This window comes from Paraoerskovia marina DSM 21750 (genome assembly GCF_000701465.1).
GTDB lineage: Bacteria > Actinomycetota > Actinomycetes > Actinomycetales > Cellulomonadaceae > Paraoerskovia > Paraoerskovia marina.
The window spans coordinates 124,985-149,944 of the sequence record NZ_JNIY01000009.1 but is presented as its reverse complement, the minus strand read 5'-3'; the positions used below and the strand labels follow the sequence as shown (position 1 = coordinate 149,944).

The 24,960-nt window shown below is 70.5% G+C and carries 20 protein-coding genes; 7 read left to right on the top strand and 13 right to left on the bottom strand.

Annotated elements, in window-relative coordinates:
- The 3 genes from Q343_RS0112090 to Q343_RS0112080 form a co-directional block, all read right to left on the bottom strand.
- Positions 1 to 3,750 (bottom strand): GEVED domain-containing protein (locus Q343_RS0112090; RefSeq protein ID WP_155990737.1); only part of this gene is annotated, 3,750 nt, incomplete at its 3' end.
- A gap of 289 nt (positions 3,751 to 4,039) precedes the next feature.
- Complete coding sequence (locus Q343_RS0112085) at positions 4,040 to 5,674, bottom strand: metallophosphoesterase family protein (protein ID WP_155990736.1); 1,635 nt, start codon at positions 5,672 to 5,674, stop codon at positions 4,040 to 4,042.
- A 45-nt stretch (positions 5,675 to 5,719) separates the two neighbouring features.
- A complete protein-coding gene (locus Q343_RS0112080) occupies positions 5,720 to 7,249 on the bottom strand; it encodes an MFS transporter (RefSeq protein ID WP_029253831.1) in 1,530 nt (509 codons plus the stop codon).
- A 142-nt stretch (positions 7,250 to 7,391) separates the two neighbouring features.
- Between Q343_RS0112080 and Q343_RS0112075 the strand changes: the two genes are divergently transcribed.
- A complete protein-coding gene (locus Q343_RS0112075) occupies positions 7,392 to 7,970 on the top strand; it encodes a TetR/AcrR family transcriptional regulator (RefSeq protein ID WP_029253830.1) in 579 nt (192 codons plus the stop codon).
- Positions 7,971 to 8,214: 244 nt separating this feature from the next.
- On the opposite strand, the gene Q343_RS0112070 is transcribed toward Q343_RS0112075, so the two are convergent.
- On the bottom strand, positions 8,215 to 8,910 hold the full coding sequence (locus Q343_RS0112070) for a GTP pyrophosphokinase (protein WP_345940104.1): 696 nt from the start codon (positions 8,908 to 8,910) through the stop codon (positions 8,215 to 8,217).
- Positions 8,911 to 9,090: 180 nt separating this feature from the next.
- Here Q343_RS0112070 and Q343_RS0112065 point away from each other — a divergent pair, with 180 nt between their 5' ends.
- Together Q343_RS0112065 and Q343_RS0112060 are read left to right on the top strand one after the other, a co-directional pair.
- A complete protein-coding gene (locus Q343_RS0112065; RefSeq protein WP_029253828.1) occupies positions 9,091 to 10,011 on the top strand; it encodes an NADP-dependent oxidoreductase in 921 nt (306 codons plus the stop codon).
- A 63-nt stretch (positions 10,012 to 10,074) separates the two neighbouring features.
- Positions 10,075 to 11,763, top strand: coding sequence for an ABC-F family ATP-binding cassette domain-containing protein (locus Q343_RS0112060; RefSeq protein WP_029253827.1), 1,689 nt, complete (start codon positions 10,075 to 10,077; stop codon positions 11,761 to 11,763).
- Here Q343_RS0112060 and Q343_RS0112055 read toward each other — a convergent pair.
- Positions 11,760 to 13,133, bottom strand: coding sequence for an MFS transporter (locus tag Q343_RS0112055; protein WP_043110044.1), 1,374 nt, complete (start codon positions 13,131 to 13,133; stop codon positions 11,760 to 11,762). The two genes, Q343_RS0112060 and Q343_RS0112055, sit on opposite strands and share 4 nt — an antisense overlap.
- Positions 13,134 to 13,328: 195 nt before the next feature.
- On the opposite strand from Q343_RS0112055, the gene mqo reads away from it, so the two are divergent.
- Positions 13,329 to 14,885 carry a malate dehydrogenase (quinone) gene (mqo, locus tag Q343_RS0112050; protein ID WP_081829807.1) on the top strand — a complete coding sequence of 519 codons (1,557 nt, stop codon included), beginning with the start codon at positions 13,329 to 13,331 and terminating at the stop codon, positions 14,883 to 14,885.
- A 27-nt stretch (positions 14,886 to 14,912) separates the two neighbouring features.
- Here the strand turns inward: mqo and Q343_RS0112045 are convergent, their stop codons facing one another.
- Together Q343_RS0112045 and Q343_RS0112040 are read right to left on the bottom strand one after the other, a co-directional pair.
- On the bottom strand, positions 14,913 to 15,908 hold the full coding sequence (locus Q343_RS0112045; RefSeq protein ID WP_052367176.1) for an MBL fold metallo-hydrolase: 996 nt from the start codon (positions 15,906 to 15,908) through the stop codon (positions 14,913 to 14,915).
- Complete coding sequence (locus Q343_RS0112040; RefSeq protein ID WP_029253823.1) at positions 15,905 to 16,390, bottom strand: heme-degrading domain-containing protein; 486 nt, start codon at positions 16,388 to 16,390, stop codon at positions 15,905 to 15,907. The genes Q343_RS0112045 and Q343_RS0112040 overlap by 4 nt, the downstream gene beginning before the upstream one ends.
- Positions 16,391 to 16,444: 54 nt before the next feature.
- Between Q343_RS0112040 and Q343_RS0112035 the strand changes: the two genes are divergently transcribed.
- The gene (locus tag Q343_RS0112035) at positions 16,445 to 16,663 is read left to right on the top strand and encodes an SCO4848 family membrane protein (RefSeq protein WP_029253822.1); all 219 of its coding nucleotides are present in this window, start codon (positions 16,445 to 16,447) and stop codon (positions 16,661 to 16,663) included.
- 9 nt (positions 16,664 to 16,672) lie between these two features.
- On the top strand, positions 16,673 to 17,701 hold the full coding sequence (locus Q343_RS0112030) for an aldo/keto reductase (protein WP_029253821.1): 1,029 nt from the start codon (positions 16,673 to 16,675) through the stop codon (positions 17,699 to 17,701).
- A gap of 10 nt (positions 17,702 to 17,711) precedes the next feature.
- On the opposite strand, the gene Q343_RS0112025 is transcribed toward Q343_RS0112030, so the two are convergent.
- Genes Q343_RS0112025 through Q343_RS0112010 form a run of 4 tightly spaced genes read right to left on the bottom strand, consistent with a single transcriptional unit; the run spans position 17,712 to position 21,772 of the window.
- A complete protein-coding gene (locus Q343_RS0112025; protein ID WP_029253820.1) occupies positions 17,712 to 18,542 on the bottom strand; it encodes a siderophore-interacting protein in 831 nt (276 codons plus the stop codon).
- A complete protein-coding gene (locus Q343_RS0112020) occupies positions 18,542 to 19,120 on the bottom strand; it encodes an ECF transporter S component (protein WP_029253819.1) in 579 nt (192 codons plus the stop codon). Before Q343_RS0112020 ends, Q343_RS0112025 begins: the two co-directional genes overlap by 1 nt.
- A 28-nt stretch (positions 19,121 to 19,148) precedes the next feature.
- On the bottom strand, positions 19,149 to 19,988 hold the full coding sequence (locus Q343_RS0112015; RefSeq protein WP_052367175.1) for an energy-coupling factor transporter transmembrane component T: 840 nt from the start codon (positions 19,986 to 19,988) through the stop codon (positions 19,149 to 19,151).
- Positions 19,985 to 21,772, bottom strand: coding sequence for an ABC transporter ATP-binding protein (locus Q343_RS0112010; protein WP_248616826.1), 1,788 nt, complete (start codon positions 21,770 to 21,772; stop codon positions 19,985 to 19,987). The genes Q343_RS0112015 and Q343_RS0112010 overlap by 4 nt, the downstream gene beginning before the upstream one ends.
- A gap of 330 nt (positions 21,773 to 22,102) precedes the next feature.
- On the opposite strand from Q343_RS0112010, the gene gdhA reads away from it, so the two are divergent.
- Positions 22,103 to 23,452: an NADP-specific glutamate dehydrogenase gene (gdhA, locus tag Q343_RS0112005; RefSeq protein ID WP_029253816.1), complete on the top strand. Its 1,350-nt coding sequence runs from the start codon at positions 22,103 to 22,105 to the stop codon at positions 23,450 to 23,452.
- 13 nt (positions 23,453 to 23,465) lie between these two features.
- On the opposite strand, the gene Q343_RS0112000 is transcribed toward gdhA, so the two are convergent.
- Both Q343_RS0112000 and Q343_RS0111995 read right to left on the bottom strand, forming a co-directional pair.
- Positions 23,466 to 24,329, bottom strand: coding sequence for a 5-oxoprolinase subunit C family protein (locus tag Q343_RS0112000; protein ID WP_029253815.1), 864 nt, complete (start codon positions 24,327 to 24,329; stop codon positions 23,466 to 23,468).
- Positions 24,326 to 24,940, bottom strand: a complete 615-nt coding sequence (locus Q343_RS0111995; protein WP_043110043.1) for a 5-oxoprolinase subunit B family protein — start codon at positions 24,938 to 24,940, stop codon at positions 24,326 to 24,328. The genes Q343_RS0112000 and Q343_RS0111995 overlap by 4 nt, the downstream gene beginning before the upstream one ends.
- Positions 24,941 to 24,960 lie beyond the last annotated feature (20 nt).

The window sequence follows — 24,960 nt, the reverse complement described above, 5'->3', positions numbered from 1 at the left end:
CACCTCATCACCGGGGTCGGCAGACTTCGTGATCTCCAACGACTTGATCGGCACCAGCGGGTTGCACTCCGGCGCATCCGGGGTGTCCTCACAGTTCGAGAACGGTGCACTCACGACGTTGTCCAGCACCCCGTCCCCCGACTCCGACAACGGGTCCGCGACCGTGACCGTGTACGTGATCGTCACCGTCTCACCCGCAGCCAACGGACCCGACCAGGTCAGCTCCGGCTCCGTGTACGACGGCGCAGGCGGCGTGTTGCCGTCCACGTCCGAGGCCGCAGCCGCGTCGTCGTTGTACGTCGCATCATCAATCACACCCGACAGGTCATCGCTGACCGTCGCCGGGTTGGACTCCGTGAAGTCGACCGCACCGGTGTTCTCCACCGTGATCGTGTACGTCACGTCCTGGCCCGGGGCGGCCTCCGTCGTCGACGGCGTCTTCTCCACCACCAGCTCCGGCTCGACCACCGTGACCAGGTAGTCCTCCACCTCACCACCGGTCCACGCACCCGTCGGCAACGGCGTGTCATTACCGCCCGCGAACAGGCGCAGACGCAGATACGTGTCGTCCGTCGACGTCGGCGCCGGCAGGGTCAGCGCGTACTCGGCCGAACCTGACTCCGCCGGGACCGTCACGACATCGCTGACCTCACCGGTGTCGAAGACACCGTTGTTGTTCACGTCCAGCCACCCGACGAGCGTCGCGTCGGTGAGGCTGTCGTTGGTTGCCGTCACGTTCGTGACGAACGGGCTGTCCAACCCAGCAACCACCGGCTCGGCAATCGCGGCCTCGTCATCAACACCGGCCAGGTCGTCACCATCAGCACCGACCGTCGGAACACCGTCCTCCTCCACATCCACCGTGGTCGAGTCACCCAGCATCAACGGAGCCGTGTTCGTCGTGTCGTCGTAATCGATCACCCCATGGCTCGCACCACCCGAGGCATCCAACGTCCCGAACGTGTCCGGCGCATCACCAAAATCACGCGGGAGCACCTCCAGAGTGATCGGCCAGTCCTCGACCTCACCCGACCCCACACCCGGACCGATGTCCGACGTGTCCGTCGGGAGCTCATCACCCGGCACCAGCGCCGCACGCAGACGCAGATACGAATCGCCCGGCACCGCATCCGCCGGCACCGACCACGTCAACACCGCATCACCCGTCGCCAGACCCGTGTCAATCACCGACCGCTCGTCCTCGTCAAACGTGCCGCTGAGGTCGAAGTCGATCCACCCCGCCAACGCCGCACCATCAGACGAGTTATTCGTAATCGGAATCGTCAGAGTCGACTCGTCCGCGTCGACGTTGACCGTCGGATCCTCCGCGAACGCATCATCCTCATCCAGCCCCGCCGACACATCCGGCTGACCATCAGACTCCACCGTCACCGAGTCACCGATCGTCAACAGCGGGTCGTCGACGTCATCGATCACCGAGTGGAACGGACCTTCTGACCCCAGGAGCGTGTTGTAGCTGTCGGGCGCGTCACCGAAGTCCAGCGGGAGCGGAGCAAGGACACACCGTGCGCCGTCGTTCCCGGCCGAGGGAGGACCGTAGGCGAAGAAACTGAACTCGCCATCGGGTGAGTACCGGAAGATGTCGCCGTTGTTGTTGAGCGACCCGTAGATGTTTCCATCGGCGTCCGAGTACATCGCGCCGAAGATCCGTCCGCTGGTCCCGTCCGGAGCCGTCGGTGTTCCGAGGCCTTCCACCACGGTCAGACCCGGGTTCGCCGGATCGAAGGTCACCAGAGACACCCCGACCTGATTGGTGTTCTCCGAGAAGGTGTAGAAGAGACCGTCGTTGATGTTGTAGGTCCAGTCCGAGATCGTCCTGACCGAGCTGGGACGTGCGACCTGCCCGCCGTCGACGATCGAGCCGTAGGTCGGGGACCCCGGCACGAGGTCGATCTGCCGCCACGGTGTCCCTGAGTTGAGCTGGCCGTCCATGATCCAGAGGTATCCGGCGGTGTCGAAGTCACCGGTCTGCCACCCCGCGCTGTTCGGCCAACCGATGCCCAGCGGATCGTCGGGGGCCCCGATGCTCACCGCCTGCCCGGATGCTCCGAGGCGGACGATCTCGTGCGGGCTGGCCGTGTTGTCGATCCCGTAGATGAAGTCCTCGACGGGGTTGTACCCGGCCGCATTGACGTTGTTGGGATAGAAGTCGGAAAGAATCTCCTCCGAGTCGCCGTTGACGAGATTGACCGTCGACAGGTCGGCAGGGTTGTTCTGCAGCAGGTAGGCGTCAGAATCGCACGAGAGCCCGTCCTCGAAGAACGTGATGTCCGTGTCACCCGGAGGGTTGAGGCCGATCAACTCCATGTCATCGGGGCCGTTGGTAAACGTGCCCTCGACGTCGGAGGTGACGCCGACCGTGACAGTGCAGCTGACGAGGTTGGGGTCGACGAGGTCGCCACCCACCAGATCGACCGTGCCCGTCGCGGGATCGACCGTGACCGTGCCGTCGCCACACGTCGTCTCCGAGGTGCCGGTGAGCTGCAGGTCCGAGTCGTTGATCGTGTCCGTGAAACCGAAGTCCTCCTTTGGTCCCGACGGCGTGTCCTCCCCGAGCACCGGGTCGTAGGTGTTCGTGATCGTGAAGGTCAGCTCGGCCGGCGTCCCGACGGGCGCCTGGGCCGGGGTGAACTCCTTGTCGATCTTCGGCGTGGTGTCGAGCACGACCAGGTTGTCGAACGCGCTGTCGTTGCCACCCGTGGCCGACTGGTCGTTGTTGATCCGGATGCCGAGGGTGTCGCCGGTCGATCGCAGCGCCTGGTCACCGAGGAACGTCCCGACACGCGTCGTCCGCTGGCGGCCCACCGCGGTGCTGTCCCCGCCCGGCCCGTACGGGTAGATCTCGCCCAGAGCGCCGGGACTGCAGGTGTTGATCGCGTTCGAGAACACGGGAGACTCGGTACCGTCGGACTGCGTGAGGTAGATCTGCGGGATCGCGCCGTTCCCCGTCGTAATGCAACTCATCGCCGCGATATCGACCGACGCCTGGTAATAGCGCCCCGGGTCCACGTCGATCGGCTCGTCGAACTCCAGCATCGTCCCAGGCTCGATGGCCGATCCCGAGGTGTACGAACTGACGACGTGGTTGTCGAACTGACTCTCAGGGTTTCCGAGATCCTGGTCGAAGTACGGGTACTGGTTCGCGTTGTTGTGATACTGACCCATCACGTTCGCCATCAGCAGCACCCCGTTAAACGAACGCGGCTCGCCACACGCCGCGGCCGGGCCCGAGGTTGGTATCGGGAAGTCGCCGCTGAGGTTCTGAAAACCGACCCCGTTCGTGTGCTGGGCGACGATGAACCCGTTGCAGTTGTTCCCGGCTGCCCATGGACTGTCTGCCGAGTACGTCGTCGTACCGTTCTCGTTGACATACCCGGGCTGGAAGTCGGCCGCCGTCCCGTCGTCACCGAACGGGTACTCCGTCAGGGACTGGACGTAGTCGTCGGCGTCCCACGCCGCCTCGTCCGACCCACCACCGGCGCCCACCGGCTCCTGCCACGTGACGTTCTCGAAGTTCTCCGCGTAGAAGTTCGTCGGCGCCTCCATGACGCCCGGGCTGCCCGGGACGGCCTCGGCCGCCGGGAGGTCGTTCGCCAGCGGCTCGTAGACCACGGGCGCGGCGACGAGGCCGAGCGTCAGCACCAGTGAGCTGCCGACGGCGCCTGCCAGACCCTGGCGGCGCACCGCTCTGGTCCCGGTCTGGTCACTCCCGCCACGGCGTGCAGTCATCGATCTGGTCACGGTCTTTCCCCCATCGGTGGACGGCGCGCCCGTCAGCCCTGACAAGCACCATGCACACCATTGCCACATCGAATTTTCAGGTCCGCAACAGGAAACCCAGATATCGTTGCTTTCTGTCGGGAAAGACCGATAATTTCTGTCTTCACAATGATGCCCGACGAACTCCCGCTCGGGAGCCCTTCGCGAGAACAACGAGCGAGGGAACACTCAGTGCGAAATAGTGTTATTCCGGACTGATTGCCTTCGCTCGATCCGCGGGCTCCCGGGGCAGGTGCCGCTACGCGCCGTCCGCGTCAGCCTCGACCTCGGGCGCAGGGTCCTCCAGCGACTCCTCGACCGGGACTGCACCCGGGCCCGCCAGAGCGGGCACCGGCACACGTTCGCCCACGGCGGCCGTCCCCGCGGGCGTGACCTCGACGAGCTGCAGGTCGATCATGCGGCGCGCCTCGGTGTCGAACCGGAGCACGGTCATCTCGGCGATCCCGTTGAGGGGGCCGACCGTCGGCTGGTCGCTGGCTGCCCCGGCCGTCGAGGAGTTGACGTAGCGGAAGCCCTCGCCGATCTGCACCGGGCCGATCCGCCGGTGCAGGTGCCCCGAGATCTGGAACGGGACGCAACCGGCGTTCATCGCCGGGGTCCCGGCGCTCGGCGTGTGGATCAGGAGCAGGTCGACGTCGTCGTCCTCGCACGCCGTCTGCTCGATGCGTGCCGCCTGCTCGTCGGAGGTCTCGTCGGTCGAGGTGTACGACCCCGAGCCCACCCGCGTCTCGAGCGCGTCCCGGTCACCGAGGACGCGCATGCCGTGAACGTCGACGACAGACCCGTCGAGCACCCGCCATCCCTGGGCGGCCTCCTGCTCGGAGGTCACCACGCTGTCGTGGTTCCCGTCCGCGACGACGACGTCGACGCCATCGGGCACCGCGTCGGCGAACGAGCTGACGCAGACGTCCTCGACCGAGGTGCCGTTGGTCGTCGTGTCCCCCGCGTTCAGGAGGACCTGCGCACCGCTGCGCTCGAGCGTCGTCCTGATCAAGGGCGACATCCCCGTGTTGCAGTGCAGGTCCGTGACGACGACGAAGGTGAGGACGTCGTCGTCCGCGGGGGCGCCGTCGGGCTCCTTCAGCCCGACCGACCGGGCGATGTCGTCGATCTCCTGGTCGTGCAACCGCTCCGCCCACGCGTCGTCGAGCTCCGCGTCGGCGGCGGCGTAGAACGCCTCGTTCTCGTCGTAGAGGTCGATGGCCATGGAGCCGTAGGTGTCGACGACGCCGGCAAGGCGTCCGGTCATCCGCGCCCCCTCGAGCGGGGTCCCGGCGAAGACCTGGGCGGGTGGAGCCTGTTCCGTCGAGCTCACGACGACGCGCGGCACGACGGCAGCGACGAGGACGACGACCGTGACCCCTGCCGTAATCTCCCAGGTGCGCGGCACGAGGCGCGACGCGAGCTCCTCACGACGGCGGACGCCGAGCAGCAGGTAGCCGCCCACGCCGACACCCGCGACCACGAGTGCCGCGGCCATCGTGCGCTGCACGGCGTCCGCGACGAGCTCCTCGGCGACACGCCGGACCGTCGTCTCGGGGTCCGAGAAGAGCTGCAGGTAGCTCTCCGCGTCGCCCGCGAGCGCCCCGAGCGGGTCGTCGCCGTCGACCGTCCGCAGGTCGGCCGGGATCTCTCCGACGGTGACCCGGATCCCGAGACCGAACGGCAGAGGCGAGTCGATCTCGAGCGTCCCGATCGGGCCGACGTCGACGACGACCTGGGAGTCCGACGTGACGTCGTATCGCGCCTCGTGGGGGCCGAGCGCCAGGTCGGCCCGCGCCGTCGTGATCCCAAACGTCACGCACGACGCGAGCAGGAGGACCGTCACGAGGGTCCAGCGGACCCAGCGGGGCGGGACTCGTCGCGTGCTCATGGGGACAGAGTGGACGAACTGGCCGCCCGAAGCGAACCGGCGCGCTCAGACCCTCGCGCGACGCAGCGTGACGAGCGCCATGACCGCGGCGACGACCATGGCCACGGCCGCGAGCGCCGCGACGACGACCACGCCGGAACCGAACGCGGCGTGCGCGGAGGCGAGGAGCGCGTCCGATTGCTCCGCCGGGAGCGTGGCGGCCACCTCGGTGGCGCCGCCCAGGGTCTCTCGGCTCGCCCCGGCGTCCGCATAGCTGACGCCGGCGGGGACGACGAGACGCGAGGAGTAGAGCGCCGTGAGCACGCCACCGAGCAGAGCCGTTCCGAGCACCGCCCCCACCTCGTACGCGGTCTCCGAGATCGCCGAGGCGGCACCTGCCTGACGCGCCGGGGCCGTGGAGACGACCAGCTCGTTGGAGACCGTCTCGGCCCCGCCGATCCCCGCGGAGACGAAGACGAACGCGAGCACGATCGGCCACAGGGCCGCGGAGTCCCCCGCCACCGCGATGATCGTGTACCCGAGCGCCGAGAGACCGAGGGCGCCGGCGACGACGTAGGCCGGACGGATCGTGCGAACGATCGGGACGACAGCGAGGCCGGCGACGACCATGACGAGCAGGCCCGGCAGCAGCGCGGTGCCGGCGGTCATCGGGCTGAGTCCCATGACGAGCTGGAGGTCCTGGGACGCGAAGAACAGGAACCCGGTGTAGCCGAGGATCGAGAGGAGGTTGATCAGGACCGACCCCGAGAACGCGGGGATCGCGAAGAGTCGGACGTCGAGCATCGGCCGGGGACGGTGCAGCTGGCGACGGACGAAGGCGACGCCGGCGACGACGCCGACGAGGAGTGCCGCGAACGCCACCCAGGTGGCGCCGTCCTTGGCGAAGGACTTGATCGCGAGGACGACGGGGGCCATCGCGGCGACGGAGAGCAGAATCGACGGCACGTCGACCGGGCCCGGGTGGGGGTCCGCCGACTCCGGCACGCAGGCGGGCGCGGCGAGGAGGAGGACGAGCAGCACGGGTACCGCCAGGAGGAACACGGAGCCCCACCAGAAGTGCTCGAGCAGGAACCCGCCGACGATCGGGCCGAGCGCCGCCCCGGCCGCGAACCCTGCCGCCCAGATCGCGATCGCGAGCCGCCGCTCCTCACGGTCGACGAAGATGTTGCGCAGGAGCGACAGCGTGGCGGGCATGAGCATGGCGCCGAAGACCCCGAGCCCGATGCGCGCGACGATCAGCGCCTCGGCGCTCGGTGCGTACGCGGCGACGGCCGAGAGCACCGCGAACCCGGTCGCACCGGTGAGCAGAAGCCGCCGCCTGCCGATCCGGTCGGCGAGCGATCCCATGGGCACGAGCAGCGCCGCCAGGACGAGCGGGTAGACGTCGATGATCCAGAGCAGCTGAGTGCCGCTCGGCTCGAGCGCCACGGAGATCTGCGGCAGGGCGAAGCTGAGCACCGTGTTGTCGATGGAGACGAGCAGCACGGGGAGCATCAGGACGGCGAGCGCCACCCATCGCGAGGGGGCCGCCTCGGTCCGACGGCGCAGCGGGTTGGCGGGCAGGGTGATGGCCATGGGGCGACTCCTCTCGGGGCGGATCAGGACGACGCGGTGGCGCCGAGACTTCTGACCGGGACGGTCGATGCTTCAAACCGTCCGGACGGTCTAGTAAAACCGTCTGGACGGTACAGTAACGTCCGGACGGTAGGGTGGCAAGATGCCCGCGCAACCTGCTGCCCGTGACAAGGTCCTCGACGCCTTCGCCAGCATTCTGGTGACTCAGGGGGAACGCGCCGCGACGTTCGACGCCGTGGCCGCGGAGGCCGGCGTCTCGAAGGGCGGCCTCCTCTACCACTTCGCCTCCAAGCAGGCCCTCGTCGACGGCCTCCTCGAGCTGCTCGGCGAGCTCGCCGCGGCGGACGTGGCCGACATGCGGAGCGTCCCCGAGGGTCCGGTCGACCACTTCCTGCGGACCTCGGCGCAGTCGGACACCGCCTTCGACCGCGTGTACGTCGCCGTGACCCGACTCCCTCAGGACATCTACCCCCAGGCACGGGATGCGCTCGCCGCCGCCCACGCCGGGTGGCACGCCGCGGTCGAGGAGGCGGTCGGCGACCCCGTGATCGCCCGGGCGATCGTCCTCATGGGCGACGGCCTGTACCTCGAGGCCTCACGCACGGGCGACTGGGACCCGGACCGACGCTCGCGCCGGACCAAGGACGCACGCGTGGACGAGCTTCTCGAACTCGTCGGCCGACTCACCGAACCTGCGCCGGCGGTCCAGGGCGGCAACTAGAAGGCAGAAGCGCCGGCCGCTCCCACAGCGACCGACGCCTCCCTTCACTCCCGCATACCTCGATGCGGATCCCGCCGGTCCCGACCCCAGTGACGGCGAGTGCCGACGGAAGCTCAGCCAGGACACCTTCGTCCCGATCGTCCCATTGTGCGACCAAGTCTTGATAAAGACTAGAGCAACCGCTCGGATCTGGTGCGGTGGCGACGCCCGGCCGACGGGTGAGCCACACCACCTCGCCCGCGCCCTACCGCTCCCCCGCACCCCCCTCGCGCTGGACGTCGGTCATCTCACGCAGCGCCTCGAGCGCCATCGTCGGGATCGGGAAGGCCTCGTCGTACGGGTCGACACCGCTCGCCTGCTGCAGGCGCGTGTATTCGAGGACCTCGTCGTGGATCCGCTCCATCGAGCGGTCCAGCTGCGACGCGACGTCGGAGGCGAGCCTGAGCTCCGTGATGAGGTGCTTCGGCACGTCGTGCCCGTACTTGTAGTGGATCTTGTGCTCGAGGCTCGCCCAGAAGTCCATAGCGATCGTGCGGATCTGGACCTCGACGGTGACGTTCTCGACCCGGTCCGACAGGAAGACCGGCACCTGGAAGATCAGGTGCAGACTCTTGTACCCGTTGGGCTTGCCGTGGGTGATGTAGTCCCGCTCCTCGACGAGCGTGAGGTCGCTCTGCCCCACCAGGAGGTCACGGACGCGCGTGATGTCGGAGACGAACCCGCAGGTGATCCGGATCCCCGCGATGTCGAACATCCCCTCGCGCAGCCCGTCGGGGGTGAGCGGGATGCCCTTGCGCTGCGCCTTGCCGATGATCGACTCGATCGACTTTACGCGGGAGCCGATGTGCTCGATCGGGTTGTAGTCCCGGATCTCCCGGAACTCGTCGCGCAGGACCACGATCTTGGTCATCAATTCGTCCAGCCCGAATCGATAAGTCATCAAGAGGCGTCGCATGTCCCGGATGCGGGCCGACGTCTCAGCGACCTCAGAAGTTGGCGTGTCCACCGGTGGAGGATACGACTCGAACCCGAACGCACCCTGTGCGTGTTCGTCACGTCACACCGTCCATCTCGACCGGTGAAACTGGAATGCCGCGGACGCCCGCACCGTTGGCCCGGCATGCGAGCAATCACCTACAGCAGCTACGGAAGCGCCGACAACCTCGAGCTCAGCGAGCTCCCGGTCCCCAAGGTCGGCCCAGACTCGGTCCTCGTCCGCGTGAAGGCGGCGAGCGTCAATCCTGTCGACTGGAAGGTGCGCGAGGGATACCTCGACGGCCTCATGGACACCGTCTTCCCCGTCGTGCCGGGCTGGGACGTGGCCGGCGTCGTCGAGCAGGTCGGCCTCGACACTCCTGAGTTCGAGGTCGGCGACGAGGTCTTCGGCTACGTCCGCAAGGACTGGATGCAGGCCGGGACGTTCGCCGAGTACGTCGCGGCCCCGGTGCGCACGCTGGCCAAGAAGCCCGCTGCGTGGTCCTTCGAGGAGGCGGCGGGCGTTCCGCTCGCCGGCCTGACGGCACTGCAGACGATCGACCGTGCGGGTGTCTCGGAGGGCGACACCGTCCTCGTCCACGCCGCCGCGGGTGGTGTCGGCTCGTTCGCCGTGCAGATCGCCACGGCCCGCGGCGCGCGTGTCATCGGTACGGCGTCGGAGAAGAACCACGACTACGTGCGCTCGCTCGGCGGCGAGCCCGTCGCATACGGCGACGGACTGCTCGCCCGGGTCGACGAGCTCGCGCCCGACGGGGTGGACGTGATCCTCGACTACGTCGGCGGCGTGATGGACACGACCAGCGAGCTGCTCTCCGACCTCGGCGTCGTCGTCTCCGTCGCCGACCCGACCGCCCGCACCGAGCACGACGGCATCTACGCCTGGGTGCGTCCGTCGTCGGACGACCTGGACGAGCTCGGCCGCATGGCCGAGGCCGGGGCTCTCTCGGTCCGCGTCGACCAGGTCTTCGACCTCGCCGACGCGGCCGACGCCCACCGGGCGTCCGAGACGGGTCACGCCGTCGGGAAGATCGTCGTCCGGGTCTGACCGCGAGGAGCGCCCGGCCGATAATCGTTCGGTCGCGTCACCGGCGTCGGGGATGATGACCCCATGGGTCATATCGACATCTCCGACGTCGGCTACGAGCTCTCCGACGGGCGGACGCTTCTCAACGGCATCTCGCTCCGCGTGGGCGAGGGCTCTCGCGTGGCACTCGTCGGCCCGAACGGTGCGGGCAAGACCACCCTCCTCCGCATCGTCACCGGCGACCTCGCCGCCCACCGGGGCGGAGCCACCGTCACCGGGGGCCTGGGCGTCATGCGCCAGGTGGTCGTCCGCGCCGACGAGAGCACCACCGTCCGCGACGCGCTCGTCGAGGTCTCCCCGCCCGCCCTGCGCGCCGCCGCCGCCGAGATCCAGGCCGCGGAGCACCTCATCATGACGGTCGACGACGAGCCGTCGCAGATGCGCTACGCCCAGGCGATCGCGGACTGGGCGGACGTGGGCGGATACGACGCCGAGCTGGAGTGGGACAAGGTCTGCAGCGAGGTCCTCGGCGTCGACTTCGAGCAGGCGCAGTGGCGCGAGCTGCGCACCCTGTCCGGAGGCGAGCGCAAGCGCCTGGTCCTGACGTCGCTGCTGCGCGGCCCGGAGCAGGTGCTCCTGCTCGACGAGCCGGACAACGCGCTCGACGTGCCCACCAAACGGTGGCTCGAGGCCGAGATGACCGCGTCGCCGAAGACGATCCTCTACGTCTCGCACGACCGCGAGCTGCTCGCCAACACCGCGACGCACGTCGCGACGCTCGAGCCCGGGACGAACGGTGCGCAGATCTGGGTCCACGGCGGAGGATTCAGCACCTACGCCGCAGCGCGGGAGGACCGGCGCGAACGCTCGGAGGAGATGCTGCGCCGGTGGGACGAGGAGCACGCCAAGCTCAAGGAGCTCGTCAACACGCTGAAGAACAAGTCGGCGTTCAACGACGGCCTCGCCTCGCGCTACCAGGCTGCGCAGACCCGGCTCCGCAAGTTCGAGGAGGTCGGCCCTCCCCCGCAGCTCGCGCACGAGCAGAACGTCCGCGTCCGGCTCACCGGCGGCCGGACGGCCAAGCGAGCCGTCACGTGCCAGGACCTGGAGCTCTCCGGTCTGATGAAGCCGTTCTCCCTCGAGCTCTTCTACGGCGAGCGCGTCGCCGTGCTCGGGTCCAACGGCTCCGGAAAGAGCCACTTCATGCGGCTCCTCGCCCGCGGGGGCTCGAGCCCCGACCGGGAGCACGAGCCCGCCGAGGGTTCGCCCGCGATCGACCCCGTGACGCACACGGGTCGCGCTGCTCTGGGCTCACGGGTCCGGCCCGGCTGGTTCGCACAGAACCACGGGCATGCCGAGCTCGAGGGACGCACGCTGCTCGACATCCTGCACCGCGGCGAGGGACATCGCCGCGGCATGGGACGGGAGGAAGCCTCGAAGGTGCTCGACCGCTACGGCCTCGTGGGCCAGGCCGAGCAGCGGTACGAGACGCTCTCGGGCGGCCAGCAGGCCAGGCTGCAGATCCTCCTGCTCGAGCTCGGGGGCGCAACCCTGCTTCTCCTCGACGAGCCGACCGACAACCTGGACCTGCACTCTGCCGAGGCCCTCGAGGCGGGCCTCGCCGGGTTCGACGGCACGGTCGTCACCGTCACGCACGACCGCTGGTTCGCCCGCTCCTTCGACCGGTACTTCGTCTTCGGTGCCGACGGGCACGTCATCGAGACGCCAGAACCGGTCTGGGAGGTCGAGCGGGTGGCGCGCGATCGCGGCTAGCGCTCCTGCCGGACGTCGTCGCGGATCCCGACCAGGCTGACGACGCCGCCGCAGACGAGCAGGACGGCGGTCACCAGCAGGCCCCGGTGCAGGCCGTCGACGTCGAGGGCGTCGCCGACGATCAGCCCGGCGAAGGCGATGACCACGAGCCCTGCGATCCGCGACACCGCGTTGTTGACCGCCGAGCCGATCCCGGCGTCCGCCTCGGGAACCGCCGCGAGGATCGTCGAGGTCAGCGGCGCGACGGTGCACGCGAGTCCGAGACCGAAGACCAGGACGCCCGGCAGCAGGTCCGTCCAGTAGTCGGCGTCCGCGTCGGTCCGGAGCATGAGCAGGTACCCGGCCGCCGCGACCAGGGGTCCGACGCCCATGAACCACCGCGCCCCGTGACGGGCGGCAAGATCGCCGAACCGCCCGGACATCACCAGCATCACGAGGGTGACCGGCAGCAGTGCGAGCCCGGCCGCGGTCGCCGAGTACCCGCCGACCTGCTGGACGAAGAGCGTGACGAGGAAGGGTCCGAGGGCGAGCGCGCCGTACACCGCGACGGTCGCGAGGTTCCCGACGGCGAAGTTGCGCTCCCGGAAGAGTCGCAGCGGGAGCATCGGGTCGGGGGTCCGCAGCTCCCACAGGACGAACCCGACCAGGCACGCGGTACCGAGGGCGAGCGGGACCCATATGACCGGGGACGACCACCCGAAGCGTGCCGACTCGATGAGCGCGAACACCGGGCCTGCGAGGCCGACGGCGGCCAGGACCGCACCGACGACGTCGACACGACGCCCGGTGGCGGGCCTCGACTCCTCCACGCCCCGCAGCAGCCACAGCGTCACGGCGATCGGCAGGACGTTGATCCCGAAGACCCATCGCCAGCCCACGGTGTCGACGAGCAGTCCGCCGAGCAGCGGACCGACGATCATCGCGGTTCCCGTCCAACCGGTCCAGCGTCCGATCGCCCGGCCCTGCGCCGGGCCCGAAAACGTGCCGACGATCATCGCCAGCGAGCTCGGGACGAGCAGCGCACCGGCGACCCCCTGCGCGGCGCGGGCCAGCACGAGCGCGGGTCCGGTCGGTGCGAGAGCACAGGCGACGGACGTGACGCCGAACCCGATCAACCCCCACATCATCACGCGACGGCGTCCGTAGACGTCGGCCGCCGACCCGGCCACGAGGATGAACGCGCCGAGGGTGATGAGGTACGCGTCGACCACCCACTGCTGGAGGGCGAGCGCGTCGCCGCCCGCGCCCACGAACTCGTCGGCGATCGCCGGCAGTGCAACGTTGACGACGGTCCCGTCGAGGAACGACACGAAGGAGGCGAGTACGGCGACGAGCAGCACCCGGCGCTCCGGGGTCATCTCGGTTCGCATAGGAGGAACGCTAGGCCCGACGGGCCGCCGCAGCCATCGGCGGGCAGAACTCGTCCGCCTCCGACCTCCTTCCGGCACGCCCTGCCGGACGTGACGCATCGCACACGGCGCCGGACGATCACGGCACGAGCGCAGGGCGCGCGCCTGACCTGCACAGACACGGCGTCAGATCCCGGGATGTGACCCGAGCGCGTGATGCGCATCACAAAAGTGCAGACCTTCACAAGGGTTACCCTCGTCCCTATGTCTTCTGCCGCGAACCACGAGAACGTCGACGTCGCACTCGTCGGCGGTGGCATCATGTCCGCCACTCTTGCCGCGATGCTCACCGAGCTCGAGCCCACCTGGAAGATCGCGATCTTCGAGAAGCTCGACGACGTCGCGCTGGAGTCCTCGAACCCGTGGAACAACGCGGGCACGGGGCACGCGGCGCTCTGCGAGCTGAACTACACGCCCGAGATGCCCGACGGCACGATCAACACCGACAAGGCTGTCGCGATCAACGAGCAGTTCCAGGCCTCGCGCGAGTTCTGGCACCACCTCTCCGCGGCCGGCCACCTCGACCCGAGCCAGTCGTTCATCTCCCGCACTCCGCACATGACGTTCGTCCGCGGCGCGGAGAACGTCGACTACCTGCGTCGTCGCCACGCCGCCCTCAGCGCCCACCCGCTGTTCAGCGACCTGGAGTTCAGCGACGACCCCGAGGTCATCCGCTCGTGGACCCCCCTGCTCGTCGAGGGCCGCGACCCCGAGGTACCCGTCGCGGCGACGCGTGCCGAGTCCGGCACCGACGTCGACTTCGGCGCACTCACCCGCGGACTCGTCGACCACGCGACCGCGCACACGGCAGACCTGCACCTGCAGCACGAGGTCACCGACCTGTCCAAGCGTGCCGACGGCTCGTGGCGCCTGCGCGTCCGCGACGTCTCGTGGAACGCCAGCCGACACCAGCGGACCGTGAACGCCCGCTTCGTCTTCGTCGGCGCCGGCGGCGGGGCGCTCCCGCTGCTGCAGAAGTCCGGGATCCCCGAGATCAAGGGCTACGGCGGCTTCCCGATCTCCGGCGAGTTCCTGCGCACCAGCAACCCGGAGATCGTCGCGAAGCACCAGGCGAAGGTCTACGGAAAGGCGGACGTGGGCTCGCCGCCGATGTCCGTCCCGCACCTCGACACGCGCGTGGTCGACGGCCGGTCGTACCTGATGTTCGGCCCCTACGCGGGCTTCTCGCCGAAGTACCTCAAGCGCGGCCGCATGACCGACATGGTCACCTCGATCAAGGCGCACAACCTCGGCGCGATGATCGGCGCGGGACTCAAGAACATCCCGCTCACGCGATACCTGCTGGAGCAGCTCACAGCTCGCCCCGAGACCAAGTTCAGCGCACTGCAGGCCTTCTACCCGGAGGCTCACCCGAAGGACTGGGAGCGCATCACCGCCGGCCAGCGTGTCCAGGTCATCAAGACGGACCCTGACAAGGGCGGCACGCTGGAGTTCGGCACCGAGGTCATCACCGCCGCCGACGGCTCGATCGCGGGTCTGCTCGGCGCCTCCCCCGGGGCGTCGACCGCGGTCTCGGCGATGGTCTCCGTCCTCGAGCGCTGCTTCCCCTCCGAGTTCGAGCAGTGGCGCGGGTCGCTGGCGCACATGGTGCCGAGCCTCGGCCTCGCGCCGTGGGCCGCCGAGGACGAGGCGGACCAGCTGGCCGCACAGCAGACCGGTCCTGGTGCCGACGAGGTCTCGGCCACGGTCTGAGTCTCCGTCCGCGGCGTCCGGGGTCACCTACACCTGGGCGCCGCGGACGTGCTGCATCATCATCGCGGTCTGGGCGATCGCGGACGCACGGCGAAAGCCTGCGAGCCGCTCCCACCCACCGGTCCACGTCAGTCGTGCCGCGACGTCCCACGCCGTCCTTGCCCCGGCCGCGAGCGCCCGCTCGACCTCGTCGAGGCGCGCCCGCTGGTGCGCGGCGAGCTCGGCGCACCGCTGTGCCACCCCGACGAACTGGTATCCGTGCCCGGGGCACACCTCGTCCTCGTCCCAGATCGCGACCCGGTCCAGGGACGCAAGGTAGTCCGCGAGCGGGTTGCTCGCCGTCGGGCCACCGAGCCCGAGGCCAGGGTTGATGACGGGGAGTACGTGGTCTCCGGTCAGCAGCACCTTCTCCTCGCTCTCGCGCAGGCAGACGTGCCCGCCGGTGTGTCCCGGCGTCCAGACGACCTCGACGCGGCGCCCCGGGATGTCGAGCCGGTCGCCGTCCTCGAGCTCCCGGTCGACGTCGATCCAGGGGGCCGTGCCGCTCACCTGGTGCGCGGCCTCCAGGTCCGCCCGGTGCTCGTCGGGCACACCCCAGGCGGGGTCGATCGATCCGACGATCCCGCGCCGTCCGGACCGGAGTGCCTCCATCCCGGCGGCCTCTGCACGGTGCACGGCGACGACGGCGCCCGACGCGTCCGCGAGGCGGGTCGCCTGCCCGAGGTGGTCCGGGTGCATGTGCGTGCAGGTCACCGACGCGACGTCGTCGACCGACCTCCCGAGACGGGAGATTCCCGCGACCAGCCGGTCCCATCCGTCGTCCGACGCCGTGCCCGGGTCCACCACGTGCACTCCCCCGCCGCCGTCCGTCAGCGCGTAGGCGAGGCTGTAGGGCAGCCGGGCCCCTGGCATCGGCACGGGGATCGACCACAGCCCCTCGCGGACCTCGCACGGCTCGGGAAGGCGTCCTGCGCGGGCGTCGGCGTACTGCGCCGGCACCGTCGGGGTGAGCCGACGGCTCACGCGTCGGCCGACATGGCCCGGAACCTGGTGAGCGCCTCCACGACGAGCGCGTGGTCGTCCTGCTGCGTGAGGCCCGAGACCGACAGCACACCGACGATGTCGACGCCGTCGACGCGCACCGGGAACGCACCGCCGGCGGCGGCGTACTCCTGGAACGGAAGCTGGTGCTGCTCGCTGAACGACTGGCCGCGCAGACGCGCGCGGAGGCCGAGCAGGTACGACGACGCGCCGAACCTCTCGACGACACGCACCTTGCGCTCGACCCAGGAGTCGTTGTCCGGGGTGGAGCCGGGCAGCGCGGCGTGGAACATCTGCTGCCGTCCCCGCCGGACGTCGACGACGATCGGAAGGCCGCGGTCGCGCGCGATCTCGACGACGAGGCACCCGAGGTTCCATGCGTCGTCGTGCGTGAACGAGGTCAGGACGAGGTCCCACTCCTGCTGCTCGACGTCGGCGATCAGGGCGGCGAGGTCTTCTGTCATGCACTCATCCTCACACGTGCCCCTCGTGCCCTGGCGACGCGGGATACTGGTGCCGTGGAACTCCCCCTGATCTGGTCCGTCCTTCTCGTCGTCACCGGTGCGTGGAACCTGCTGATCTGGCCGCGCTTCTGGCAGCGCATCGCCAAGGACCCTCGGTCGCGCGATGCGAGTGGACGCGCGACGCGCTTCCTCACGGTCCACGCCGTGCTGATCGGCGTCTCGCTCGTCCTCGGACTCGCCATCGGCGTGCTCGGGGTCCTGACCCTGGTCTAGCGTCGGGGCATGACGCTTCCCCTCCGACGGGCCGGCCGCTCCGGCCTCGACCTCCCGGCGATCTCGCTGGGCCTCTGGCAGAACTTCGGCGAGGCCACGGCGCGTGCGGACCGACGGCGGGTGCTGCTGCACGCCGTCGAGCGCGGTGTCGTCCACCTCGACCTCGCCAACAACTACGGGCCGCCGCCGTTCGCGGCCGAGGAGTTCGTCGGCGACGTCCTGCGGTCGGAGCTCCGCGGGCGTCGGGACGAGATCGTGCTGACGACCAAGGCGGGATATCACGCCTGGCCGGGCCGCTACGGCAACGGGGGCTCCCGCAAGTACCTTCTCGCGTCCCTGGACCGCTCGCTCCGCGCCCTCGGCACCGACTCGGTCGACGTGTTCTACAGCCACCGGTTCGACCCGAGCACACCGCTGACCGAGACGATCGGCGCGCTCGCCCACGCAGTGCGGACAGGGCGTGCGCGGTATGCGGGGATCTCCTCGTACTCGGCGCGGCGGACCCGGGAGGCGTTGGCCGTGGCGGACGACCTCGGCCTGCCGCTCACCCTCCACCAGTCCTCGTACTCCGTCTTCAACCGCTGGATCGAGGAGCCGGACGACGAGGGCGACTCGGTGCTCGACGTCGCGGAGCGGCGCGGGATGGGCCTGGTGGCCTTCTCTCCCCTCGCGCAGGGGATGCTCACGACCAAGTACCTGGACGGCGTGCCGGCCGACTCTCGCGCAGCGACCGGTGTCTCGCTGCGGCCCGAGTATCTCTCGGAGGCGAACCTCACCCGGATCCGGGCGCTGCACGCCGTCGCGCGGGAGAGCGGCACGAGCCTGCCCCGGCTCGCCCTGCGGTGGGTGCTGCGCGACCCGCGGGTGACCACGGTCCTGGTCGGTGCGCGGACCGTGGAGCAGCTCGACGACAGTCTGGCCGCCCTGGACGACCCCCCGGTCTCCGCGGCCGAGCTGGACGCGATCGAGGCCGCCGTCGACAGCGTCGAGGGTGACCCGGGCATCAACCTCTGGGCGTCACGCTCGAGCGACCTCTAGCGTCGCGAGCTCAGGCCGCGGCGTGCCCGTGGCGCCAGTACCCGACGAAGTCCACGTGGTTCTTCGGCACCCCGCGCTCGGTCACGAGGTGTCGTCGGGCGCCCGTCGCGAGGGCCGACTCGCCGCACGTGTAGGCGTACACCGTCCCGGCGGGAAGCTCCGCGGCGTGCAGGGCAGCGAGCACCGCCCGCCCCGGGACCCCGTCGTCCGCCTGGTGCCCGGCCTCGTCCCGCACGACCCAGCGCAGCTCGACCCCGACAGGCACGGGAAACTCCTGGGCGTCCGCCGCGGTCGGGATCTCCGCCAGGACGAGGCCCCGCGCGTCCTCGGGCAGCGACGCACAGATGCCGGCGACCGCGGGCAGGCCCGTCTCGTCCGCCACCACGAGCGTCCAGTCGTGCTCGTGCTCGGGGTAGTACGAGATCCCCTGGTCGAGGATCCCGACCTGGTCGCCCGGCGCGGCGGTCAGGGCGAACGTCGCGGCCGGACCGCTCGTCCCGTCGGCGTCGACGTGCACGACGAAGTCGACGTCGAGCTCGCGCTCCTCGGGGCGTGCCGCCCGCACGGTGTAGGCACGGACGTGCGGGCGCTGCGCCTTGGGCGTGGTCAGGTACTGGGCGTACCAGAGCGCCGACGTCCGGGTCGGCAGCCGCAGCGAGTCCTGGCCCTCACGGGGCAGAAAGAGGCGGAACCACTGGTCACGCCCCAACGCGGTGAGCTGTCCCAGACCGTCGCCACCGAGTGTCACCCGGACGATGCTCGGGGAGATCCGCGCCGTACGGACCACCTCGACGATGAGGACCTGCGGGTCGACGGGCTTCGTCGCGCGCGCCCGCGCCATCAGACATCCGCCCGGGCCGTGTCGGCGTTGGCCACCGTCCGCCGTGGTGCGAGGCCGCGTGCGACACCGGTGTCCGCGAGCCGGGCCGCGAGCCGCAGGCCGGCCCAGACCGCCGCCCAGGCGCTGACCATCATCAGCGTGCAGAAGAGCACCTGCGTCCAGGTCGAGGTGGTCTCCATCTCGTAGAACGTGAAGGCGGTGTAGAGGTAGTACAGCTGGAACGCGGTGGCGGTGGCGTAGAAGAGCCAGGGCTTCCAGACCTTGTAGAACGTGATCAGGAACCCGAGCTCGAGCGCTGCTCCGACCATCAGCGTGGTGACGATGGCGCTCGGCCCGGCGGGGCTCGCCATCGAGATGACGCCCGAGACGCCGCTCGTCAGGAGGGCCGCACCGGGCCGACGGACCAGTGCGAGCGCCGTCACCGGCCCGACCAGCCAGAACCCCACAATCACGGCGACGAGCATCGGGGCCGTGGCCGTGAACGCGAAGGCGAGGAAGTTCACGGGGATCAGCAGGACACCGGCCGCCGCGCCGATCGCGGCGCAGGTCATCAGGTAGCGGGTGGTGACGGACTTCATCGGTTCTCCAGGAGGTGGGTCGGACGTCTCAGACGCCGGCGGCGAGGACGAGGGCGGCGACGCACGCCGCCCAGAAGCTGAGGACGAGGGCCGTGTCGCGCAGCCTCCACGGATGCGTGGTGCGCTCGGTCCGCGTGCTGTGTGCGCCGAACGCCCGTGCGTCCATCGCGTACGAGACGCGCTCGGCGTGGCGGATCCCGCCGGCGAGGAGCGGGACGGCGTAGCCCGCCTGGCGCCGCGTGGCCGCGACCGGTCCTCGACCGCGCGCCACCCCGCGGACGCGGTGCGCGCTGCGGATCACCTCGAGCTCGTGCCCGAACCGGGGCACGAACCGGACCGCGGCGAGCGCCGCGTACCCGAGCCGGTACGGGATCCGCAGGTGCTGGATGCTCGCCCGGACGACGTCGGGGCCGGTCGTCGCGAGGGCACCGAGCAGGGCGAGGAGCATCAGGTCGACGACGCGCAGACCCGTCAGCAGACCGATCTCCAGCTGACCTGCGTGGTAGGCCCACGGGCCCGCCTGCACCAGCACCGGTGTCGAGGCGACGGCGGCCGCGTCCACCCAGAACCCGAAGCTGACCGCGACGATCCCCGCCGTCAGGGGCGCACCGAGCAGGACGGCCGCGCTCACCCGCGGCCCCGGCAGCGTGCCTGCCACCACGAGGATCGCGGTCGCGACCCCCATCGCGGCCAGCACCCGCAGGTCGGCGACGAAGAACACGACGACCATCAGCGGGAACGGCCCCGCGAGCGAGACGAGCGGGTTGGCCGTCCGCAGAAATGCACGCCTCGGCGCGGACGCGCGGGCGGGTGCGGCGACGACGGCGTGCTCGGCGACGACGGGAGCCTGGACGGTGGCGGCGCTCATGCGGAGATCTCCACGGTCTGCGGTGCGGTGGGTGAGGACAGCGGGACGTCGGCGAGTCGGGTGACGGTGTTCCACGGGGCGGGCAGGTGCGACGTCGCGCGCGCCAGATGCGGTGCACGCAGGTGGCACCGGCGCATCAGCGGCTGGTCGCTCAGCACCAGACCGGGCGGTCCGTCGGCCTCGATCCGCCCGTCGGCGAGGGCGATGACACGCGTGGCATGGTCGGCGACGACCTGCATGTCGTGGGTGACGAGGACGACGGTCGTCCCCTCGGAGTGCAGGGCGTCCAGGAGGCCGAGCAGCTCGGCCGCGCGCTCGCGGTCCTGCCCGTAGGTCGGCTCGTCGAGGACGAGCACCTCGGGCCGGCAGATCATCGCGGTGCCCACCGAGAGTCGCCGCTTCTGCCCGCCGGAGAGCAGGAACGGGTGCCGGGCCGCGAGGTCCGTCAGACCGAAACGCTCCAGCATCTCCTCGACCCGGACCTCGGACTCGTCCGGAGCGACGCCCCGGACGGTCAGCCCGTGCCGCAGTTCTGCGCGGACGCTTCCCGTGACGAACTGGTGCTCGGGGTTCTGAAAGACGTACCCGACGCGCGAGGCCAGGTCGGCCACGTCGGCACGGGCGGGGTCGAGCCCCGCGATGCGGACCGTGCGTCGAGGCGGACGGGTGACCCCGGCGACCGCCTTGAGCAGTGTCGTCTTCCCCGCCCCGTTGGCGCCGACGACTGCGAGCAGCTCTCCCGCCGTCACGCGGAACGAGACGTCGTCGACGATCGTGCGGCGTCGGGCGCGGACGGTCAGGCCGTCCACGTCGATGACCGTCGCACCGGGGGCGACCGACCGCGCGGCGTCGACTCGCGGCTCGGGGAGCCGGCCCGCGGCGGACCGGGCGGAGAGCAGCGTCGCCAGCTCCTCCGGGGTGACCGGGAGGTTTCCCTGCCCGTCGCGCAGGCCCAGCCGCACCGCGGCCAGCGTTGCCACCGGCAGCCACACCCCGAGCGCGACGAGCTCGTCGATGTGCTCGCTCAGCACGGTGCGCAACGGACCGGAGACCATCTGGCGCCCGGACCCGTCGAGGACGACGACCCGGTCGACCAGGTCGGCCGCCGCGTCGAGGTCGTGCTCGACGAGCAGGACGCCGTGGCGGCCCGACGCGGCGATCTCGCGGACGACGTCGTAGACCTCTTCCTTGCCGGCGGGATCGAGGTTGGCGGTCGGCTCGTCGAGGACCAGGAGCGGCGACCCGAGCGCGAGCGCGCAGGCGATCGCCAGACGCTGACGGCCGCCACCGGACAGTCGCTCGGGGGCCTCGGCCCGCCGCTCCCAGAGCCCGACTTGTCGCAGCGCGAGCTCGGCCCGCCGCTCGATCTCCGCGACGGGGAGCAGGAGGTTCTCCGGACCGAAACAGACCTCGTCGAGGACCGACCCGGTCACGACCTGGGCGTCGGGGTCCTGGAAGACGGTCGCCACCGCGGAGCTGAGCGTGGGCACCTCGTGCGTGCGGGTGTCGCGACCGCCGACCTGGACGGTGCCGCCCATCCGGGCCGGGACGACGTGCGGGACCAGGCCGTTGGCCGCGAGCGCGAGCGTCGACTTGCCGCTGCCCGAGGGACCGAGGAGAAGCACCACCTCACCGACGTCGACGCGCAGGCTGACGCCGTCGGGAGTGGCACGCGGCGACACCTCGACCGTCTCGCCGTCCTCCAGGACGTGGCGAACCACCACGTCGCGCATGTCGAGCAGCGCGGCGAGGTCGGAGGCGGGTCGCCCGTCGGATGCGGTCACGAGAATAGGTTAGGCGAACCTCACAGATAGTGGAACCCTGGGACCACATTTCGGTCAGGATGCCGCAGCAGTCAGGGGCGATGACAGGGAGGCGACCCTCGTCGACCACCTCGAGCGCGGTCAGAGAGGTGCGAACTCACCGCGCCACCCCGGGCCCTCATAGACTTCTGCTTTGCGAAACCCTGACACATCTCCCTTCTTTTCGTTTTTCCTGTCATAGGTTCTACCGTGAGTACCCTCAACGGGACCCGCCGCCACTCGTGCCCGGTCACCACGACTCACTGAACGACGTCCCGCCCCCACGACCGTCAGATCCGCACGAGGAGTCCCATGCCACAGCTGCACGCCGCCCTGCAGAAGACGTACGACGCCGTCGTCGACCGCAACCCCGGCGAGCTCGAGTTCCTCCAGGCGGCCCGTGAGGTCTTCGAGACCCTCGGACCGGTCGTGGCCAAGCACCCGGAGTACACGGAGGCCAACGTGATCGCCCGCCTCTGCGAGCCCGAGCGCCAGATCATCTTCCGGGTGCCGTGGGTGGACGACGCCGGCGTCGTCCACATCAACCGTGGCTTCCGCGTCGAGTTCAACTCGGCACTCGGACCGTTCAAGGGTGGGCTGCGGTTTCACCCCTCGGTCTATCTCGGCATCGTCAAGTTCCTCGGGTTCGAGCAGATCTTCAAGAACGCTCTGACCGGCCTGCCGATCGGCGGCGGCAAGGGAGGGAGCGACTTCGACCCCAAGGGCCGTTCCGACGCCGAGATCATGCGCTTCTGCCAGTCGTTCATGGCCGAGCTCTACCGTCACATCGGTGAACACACCGACATCCCGGCCGGCGACATCGGCGTGGGCGGCCGCGAGATCGGGTACCTGTTCGGGTACTACAAGCGGATCACCAACCGCTACGAGTCGGGCGTCCTCACGGGCAAGGGCCTGACGTGGGGCGGCTCCCAGGTCCGCACCGAGGCCACCGGCTACGGGGCGGTGATCTTCACCCGCGAGATGCTGCGTGCCCGTGGCGAGGACCTGGAGGGGAAGCGCGTCGTCGTCTCCGGGTCCGGCAACGTCGCCACGTTCGCGATCGAGAAGGTCCACCAGCTCGGCGGGACGGTCGTCGCCTGCTCGGACTCAGGCGGCTACGTCGTCGACGAGAAGGGCATCGACCTCGACCTCCTCAAGGACGTCAAGGGTGTGCGCCGCGCACGGCTCTCGGCCTACGCCGAGGAGCGGGGCTCCGACGTCGCGCACGTCTCCGGCGGGTCCGTCTGGGACGTGGCGTGCGACATCGCCCTGCCGAGCGCCACGCAGAACGAGCTCGACGGCGCGGCGGCCGCGAGGCTCGTCGCGAACGGGTGCACCGCCGTCGCCGAGGGTGCCAACATGCCCTGCACGCCGAAGGCGGTCCGGGCGTTCTCCGAGGCAGGCGTCGCGTTCGGCCCGGGCAAGGCCGCCAACGCGGGCGGTGTGGCGACCAGTGCGCTCGAGATGCAGCAGAACGCGAGTCGGGACTCATGGACGTTCGAGTACACCGAGGAACGCCTCACGAGCATCATGACGGACATCCACGGGCGCTGCCTCGAGGCTGCCGAGACCTACGGTTCCCCCGGCAACTACGTCGTCGGAGCCAACATCGCCGGCTTCACCCGGGTCGCGGACGCGATGCTCGCCCAGGGCGTCGTCTGACCGGTCCGCCCGGTCACGGGCCGACGGCCCGGACGAACCGGGCGGTGGAGCCCGGGACAGCCTGCGCCGCCGCCCCTACCCCCTCCGCCGTCACGACCCCGATCACCGGGTACCCGCCGGTCACCGGATGGTCGGCGAGAAAGACGACCGGCTGACCGTCCGGCGGGACCTGGACCGCCCCGAGCACCATCCCCTCGCTGGGCAGCTCGGCCCCGTCACGCCGTTCGAGCGGCGCCCCCTGGAGCCGCAGCCCCACACGGTTGGAGGCCGACCCGACGACGTAGGTCGCAGCCCACAGGGCGCGGCGCGCCCCGGCGGTGAACCAGTCGGCGCGAGGGCCGAGCACGAGCGGGAGCGTGATCTCGTCCGGTACGTCGCGGGCGGCCAGAGGCCCGGGCCACCCGCCGTCCGTCGCGGGCTCCGCACCGACGTCGTACCTCTCCCCGTCCCGCAAGGGCTCCGGGCCCACGGAACCCAGGACGTCGCGCGAGCGCGATCCCAACGCGGGCGCCGCGTCGACTCCCCCGCGCACGGCCACGTAGCTCCGCACGCCGCGGGCCGCGGGCCCCACGTCGAGCACCTGCCCCGCACGGACGAGCACCGGTGCACCCCAGGCGACGGGATGCCCGTCGACACGCACGGCGCAGTGCGCGCCGGCGACCGCCACGACCATCGGTTCGACCGCCCGCAGTCCCACCCCGCTCAGGGTCGTCTCCAGGACGGCCGCGCCGTCGTCGTTGCCCACTGCGCGGTTCGCGAGAGTCAGCGCGTCGAGGTCGAGCGCCCCCGATCGCGCGATCCCGAGGTTGGCGTACCCCGGGCGTCCGCGGTCCTGCACGGTCGTCAGCGCACCGGCCCGCACGACGACGAAGCTCATCGGACCTCCCGGAACCTGACCCGTGCTCCGGGGACCAGCAGCGCCGGGGGCGTCCGGGCGACGTCCCAGAGCGTGACGTCGACCGCGGTGCCGACGATCTGCCACCCGCCCGGCGACGCCCGCGGGTAGACCCCCGTGAACTCGCCCGCCAGGGCCACCGACCCCGCCGGCACCTCGGTCCGTGGCGAGGCCCGGCGCGGGACCGAGCGGTCCGGGGGAAGGCCGGTCAGATAGCCGAACCCCGGCGCGAACCCCCCGAAGGCGACGCGATAGGTCGGTTCCTGATGGAGCCGCGCGACGTCCGCGACGTCGACGCCCCAGGCCGCCGCGACGTCGCCGACGTCCGGCCCGTCGTAGCGCACCGGAATCTCGACGACGGGACCGGACGCCTCCCCGACCTCCGGGACCGACCACGTGGGAATCTCCCGTGCGTGCCGCTCTCGATCGGCGAGCTCGTCGAGGAGCACGGTCCGTGCAGCCGGGACGACGTCCACGGCCGTCAGACGGCCGGCCTCGACCCGGCGCAGGACCTCGGCGTGCAGGGCCTCGGCCTGCGCGACGGTGTCGACCTCGACGAGGAGCGCGTCGGTCCCGACCCGGTGCACGTGCACGGTCAGGCCTTCCGCTCGCG

Coding starts and splice junctions, on each gene's coding strand:
- Q343_RS0112085 (WP_155990736.1), bottom strand. CDS start 5,674: ATGAGCACGCGACGAGTCCCGCCCCGCTGGGTCCGCTGGACCCTCGTG.
- Q343_RS0112080 (WP_029253831.1), bottom strand. CDS start 7,249: ATGGCCATCACCCTGCCCGCCAACCCGCTGCGCCGTCGGACCGAGGCG.
- Q343_RS0112075 (WP_029253830.1), top strand. CDS start 7,392: ATGCCCGCGCAACCTGCTGCCCGTGACAAGGTCCTCGACGCCTTCGCC.
- Q343_RS0112070 (WP_345940104.1), bottom strand. CDS start 8,910: ATGACTTATCGATTCGGGCTGGACGAATTGATGACCAAGATCGTGGTC.
- Q343_RS0112065 (WP_029253828.1), top strand. CDS start 9,091: ATGCGAGCAATCACCTACAGCAGCTACGGAAGCGCCGACAACCTCGAG.
- Q343_RS0112060 (WP_029253827.1), top strand. CDS start 10,075: ATGGGTCATATCGACATCTCCGACGTCGGCTACGAGCTCTCCGACGGG.
- Q343_RS0112055 (WP_043110044.1), bottom strand. CDS start 13,133: ATGCGAACCGAGATGACCCCGGAGCGCCGGGTGCTGCTCGTCGCCGTA.
- mqo (WP_081829807.1), top strand. CDS start 13,329: ATGCGCATCACAAAAGTGCAGACCTTCACAAGGGTTACCCTCGTCCCT.
- Q343_RS0112040 (WP_029253823.1), bottom strand. CDS start 16,390: ATGACAGAAGACCTCGCCGCCCTGATCGCCGACGTCGAGCAGCAGGAG.
- Q343_RS0112030 (WP_029253821.1), top strand. CDS start 16,673: ATGACGCTTCCCCTCCGACGGGCCGGCCGCTCCGGCCTCGACCTCCCG.
- Q343_RS0112025 (WP_029253820.1), bottom strand. CDS start 18,542: ATGGCGCGGGCGCGCGCGACGAAGCCCGTCGACCCGCAGGTCCTCATC.
- Q343_RS0112020 (WP_029253819.1), bottom strand. CDS start 19,120: ATGAAGTCCGTCACCACCCGCTACCTGATGACCTGCGCCGCGATCGGC.
- Q343_RS0112015 (WP_052367175.1), bottom strand. CDS start 19,988: ATGAGCGCCGCCACCGTCCAGGCTCCCGTCGTCGCCGAGCACGCCGTC.
- gdhA (WP_029253816.1), top strand. CDS start 22,103: ATGCCACAGCTGCACGCCGCCCTGCAGAAGACGTACGACGCCGTCGTC.
- Q343_RS0112000 (WP_029253815.1), bottom strand. CDS start 24,329: ATGAGCTTCGTCGTCGTGCGGGCCGGTGCGCTGACGACCGTGCAGGAC.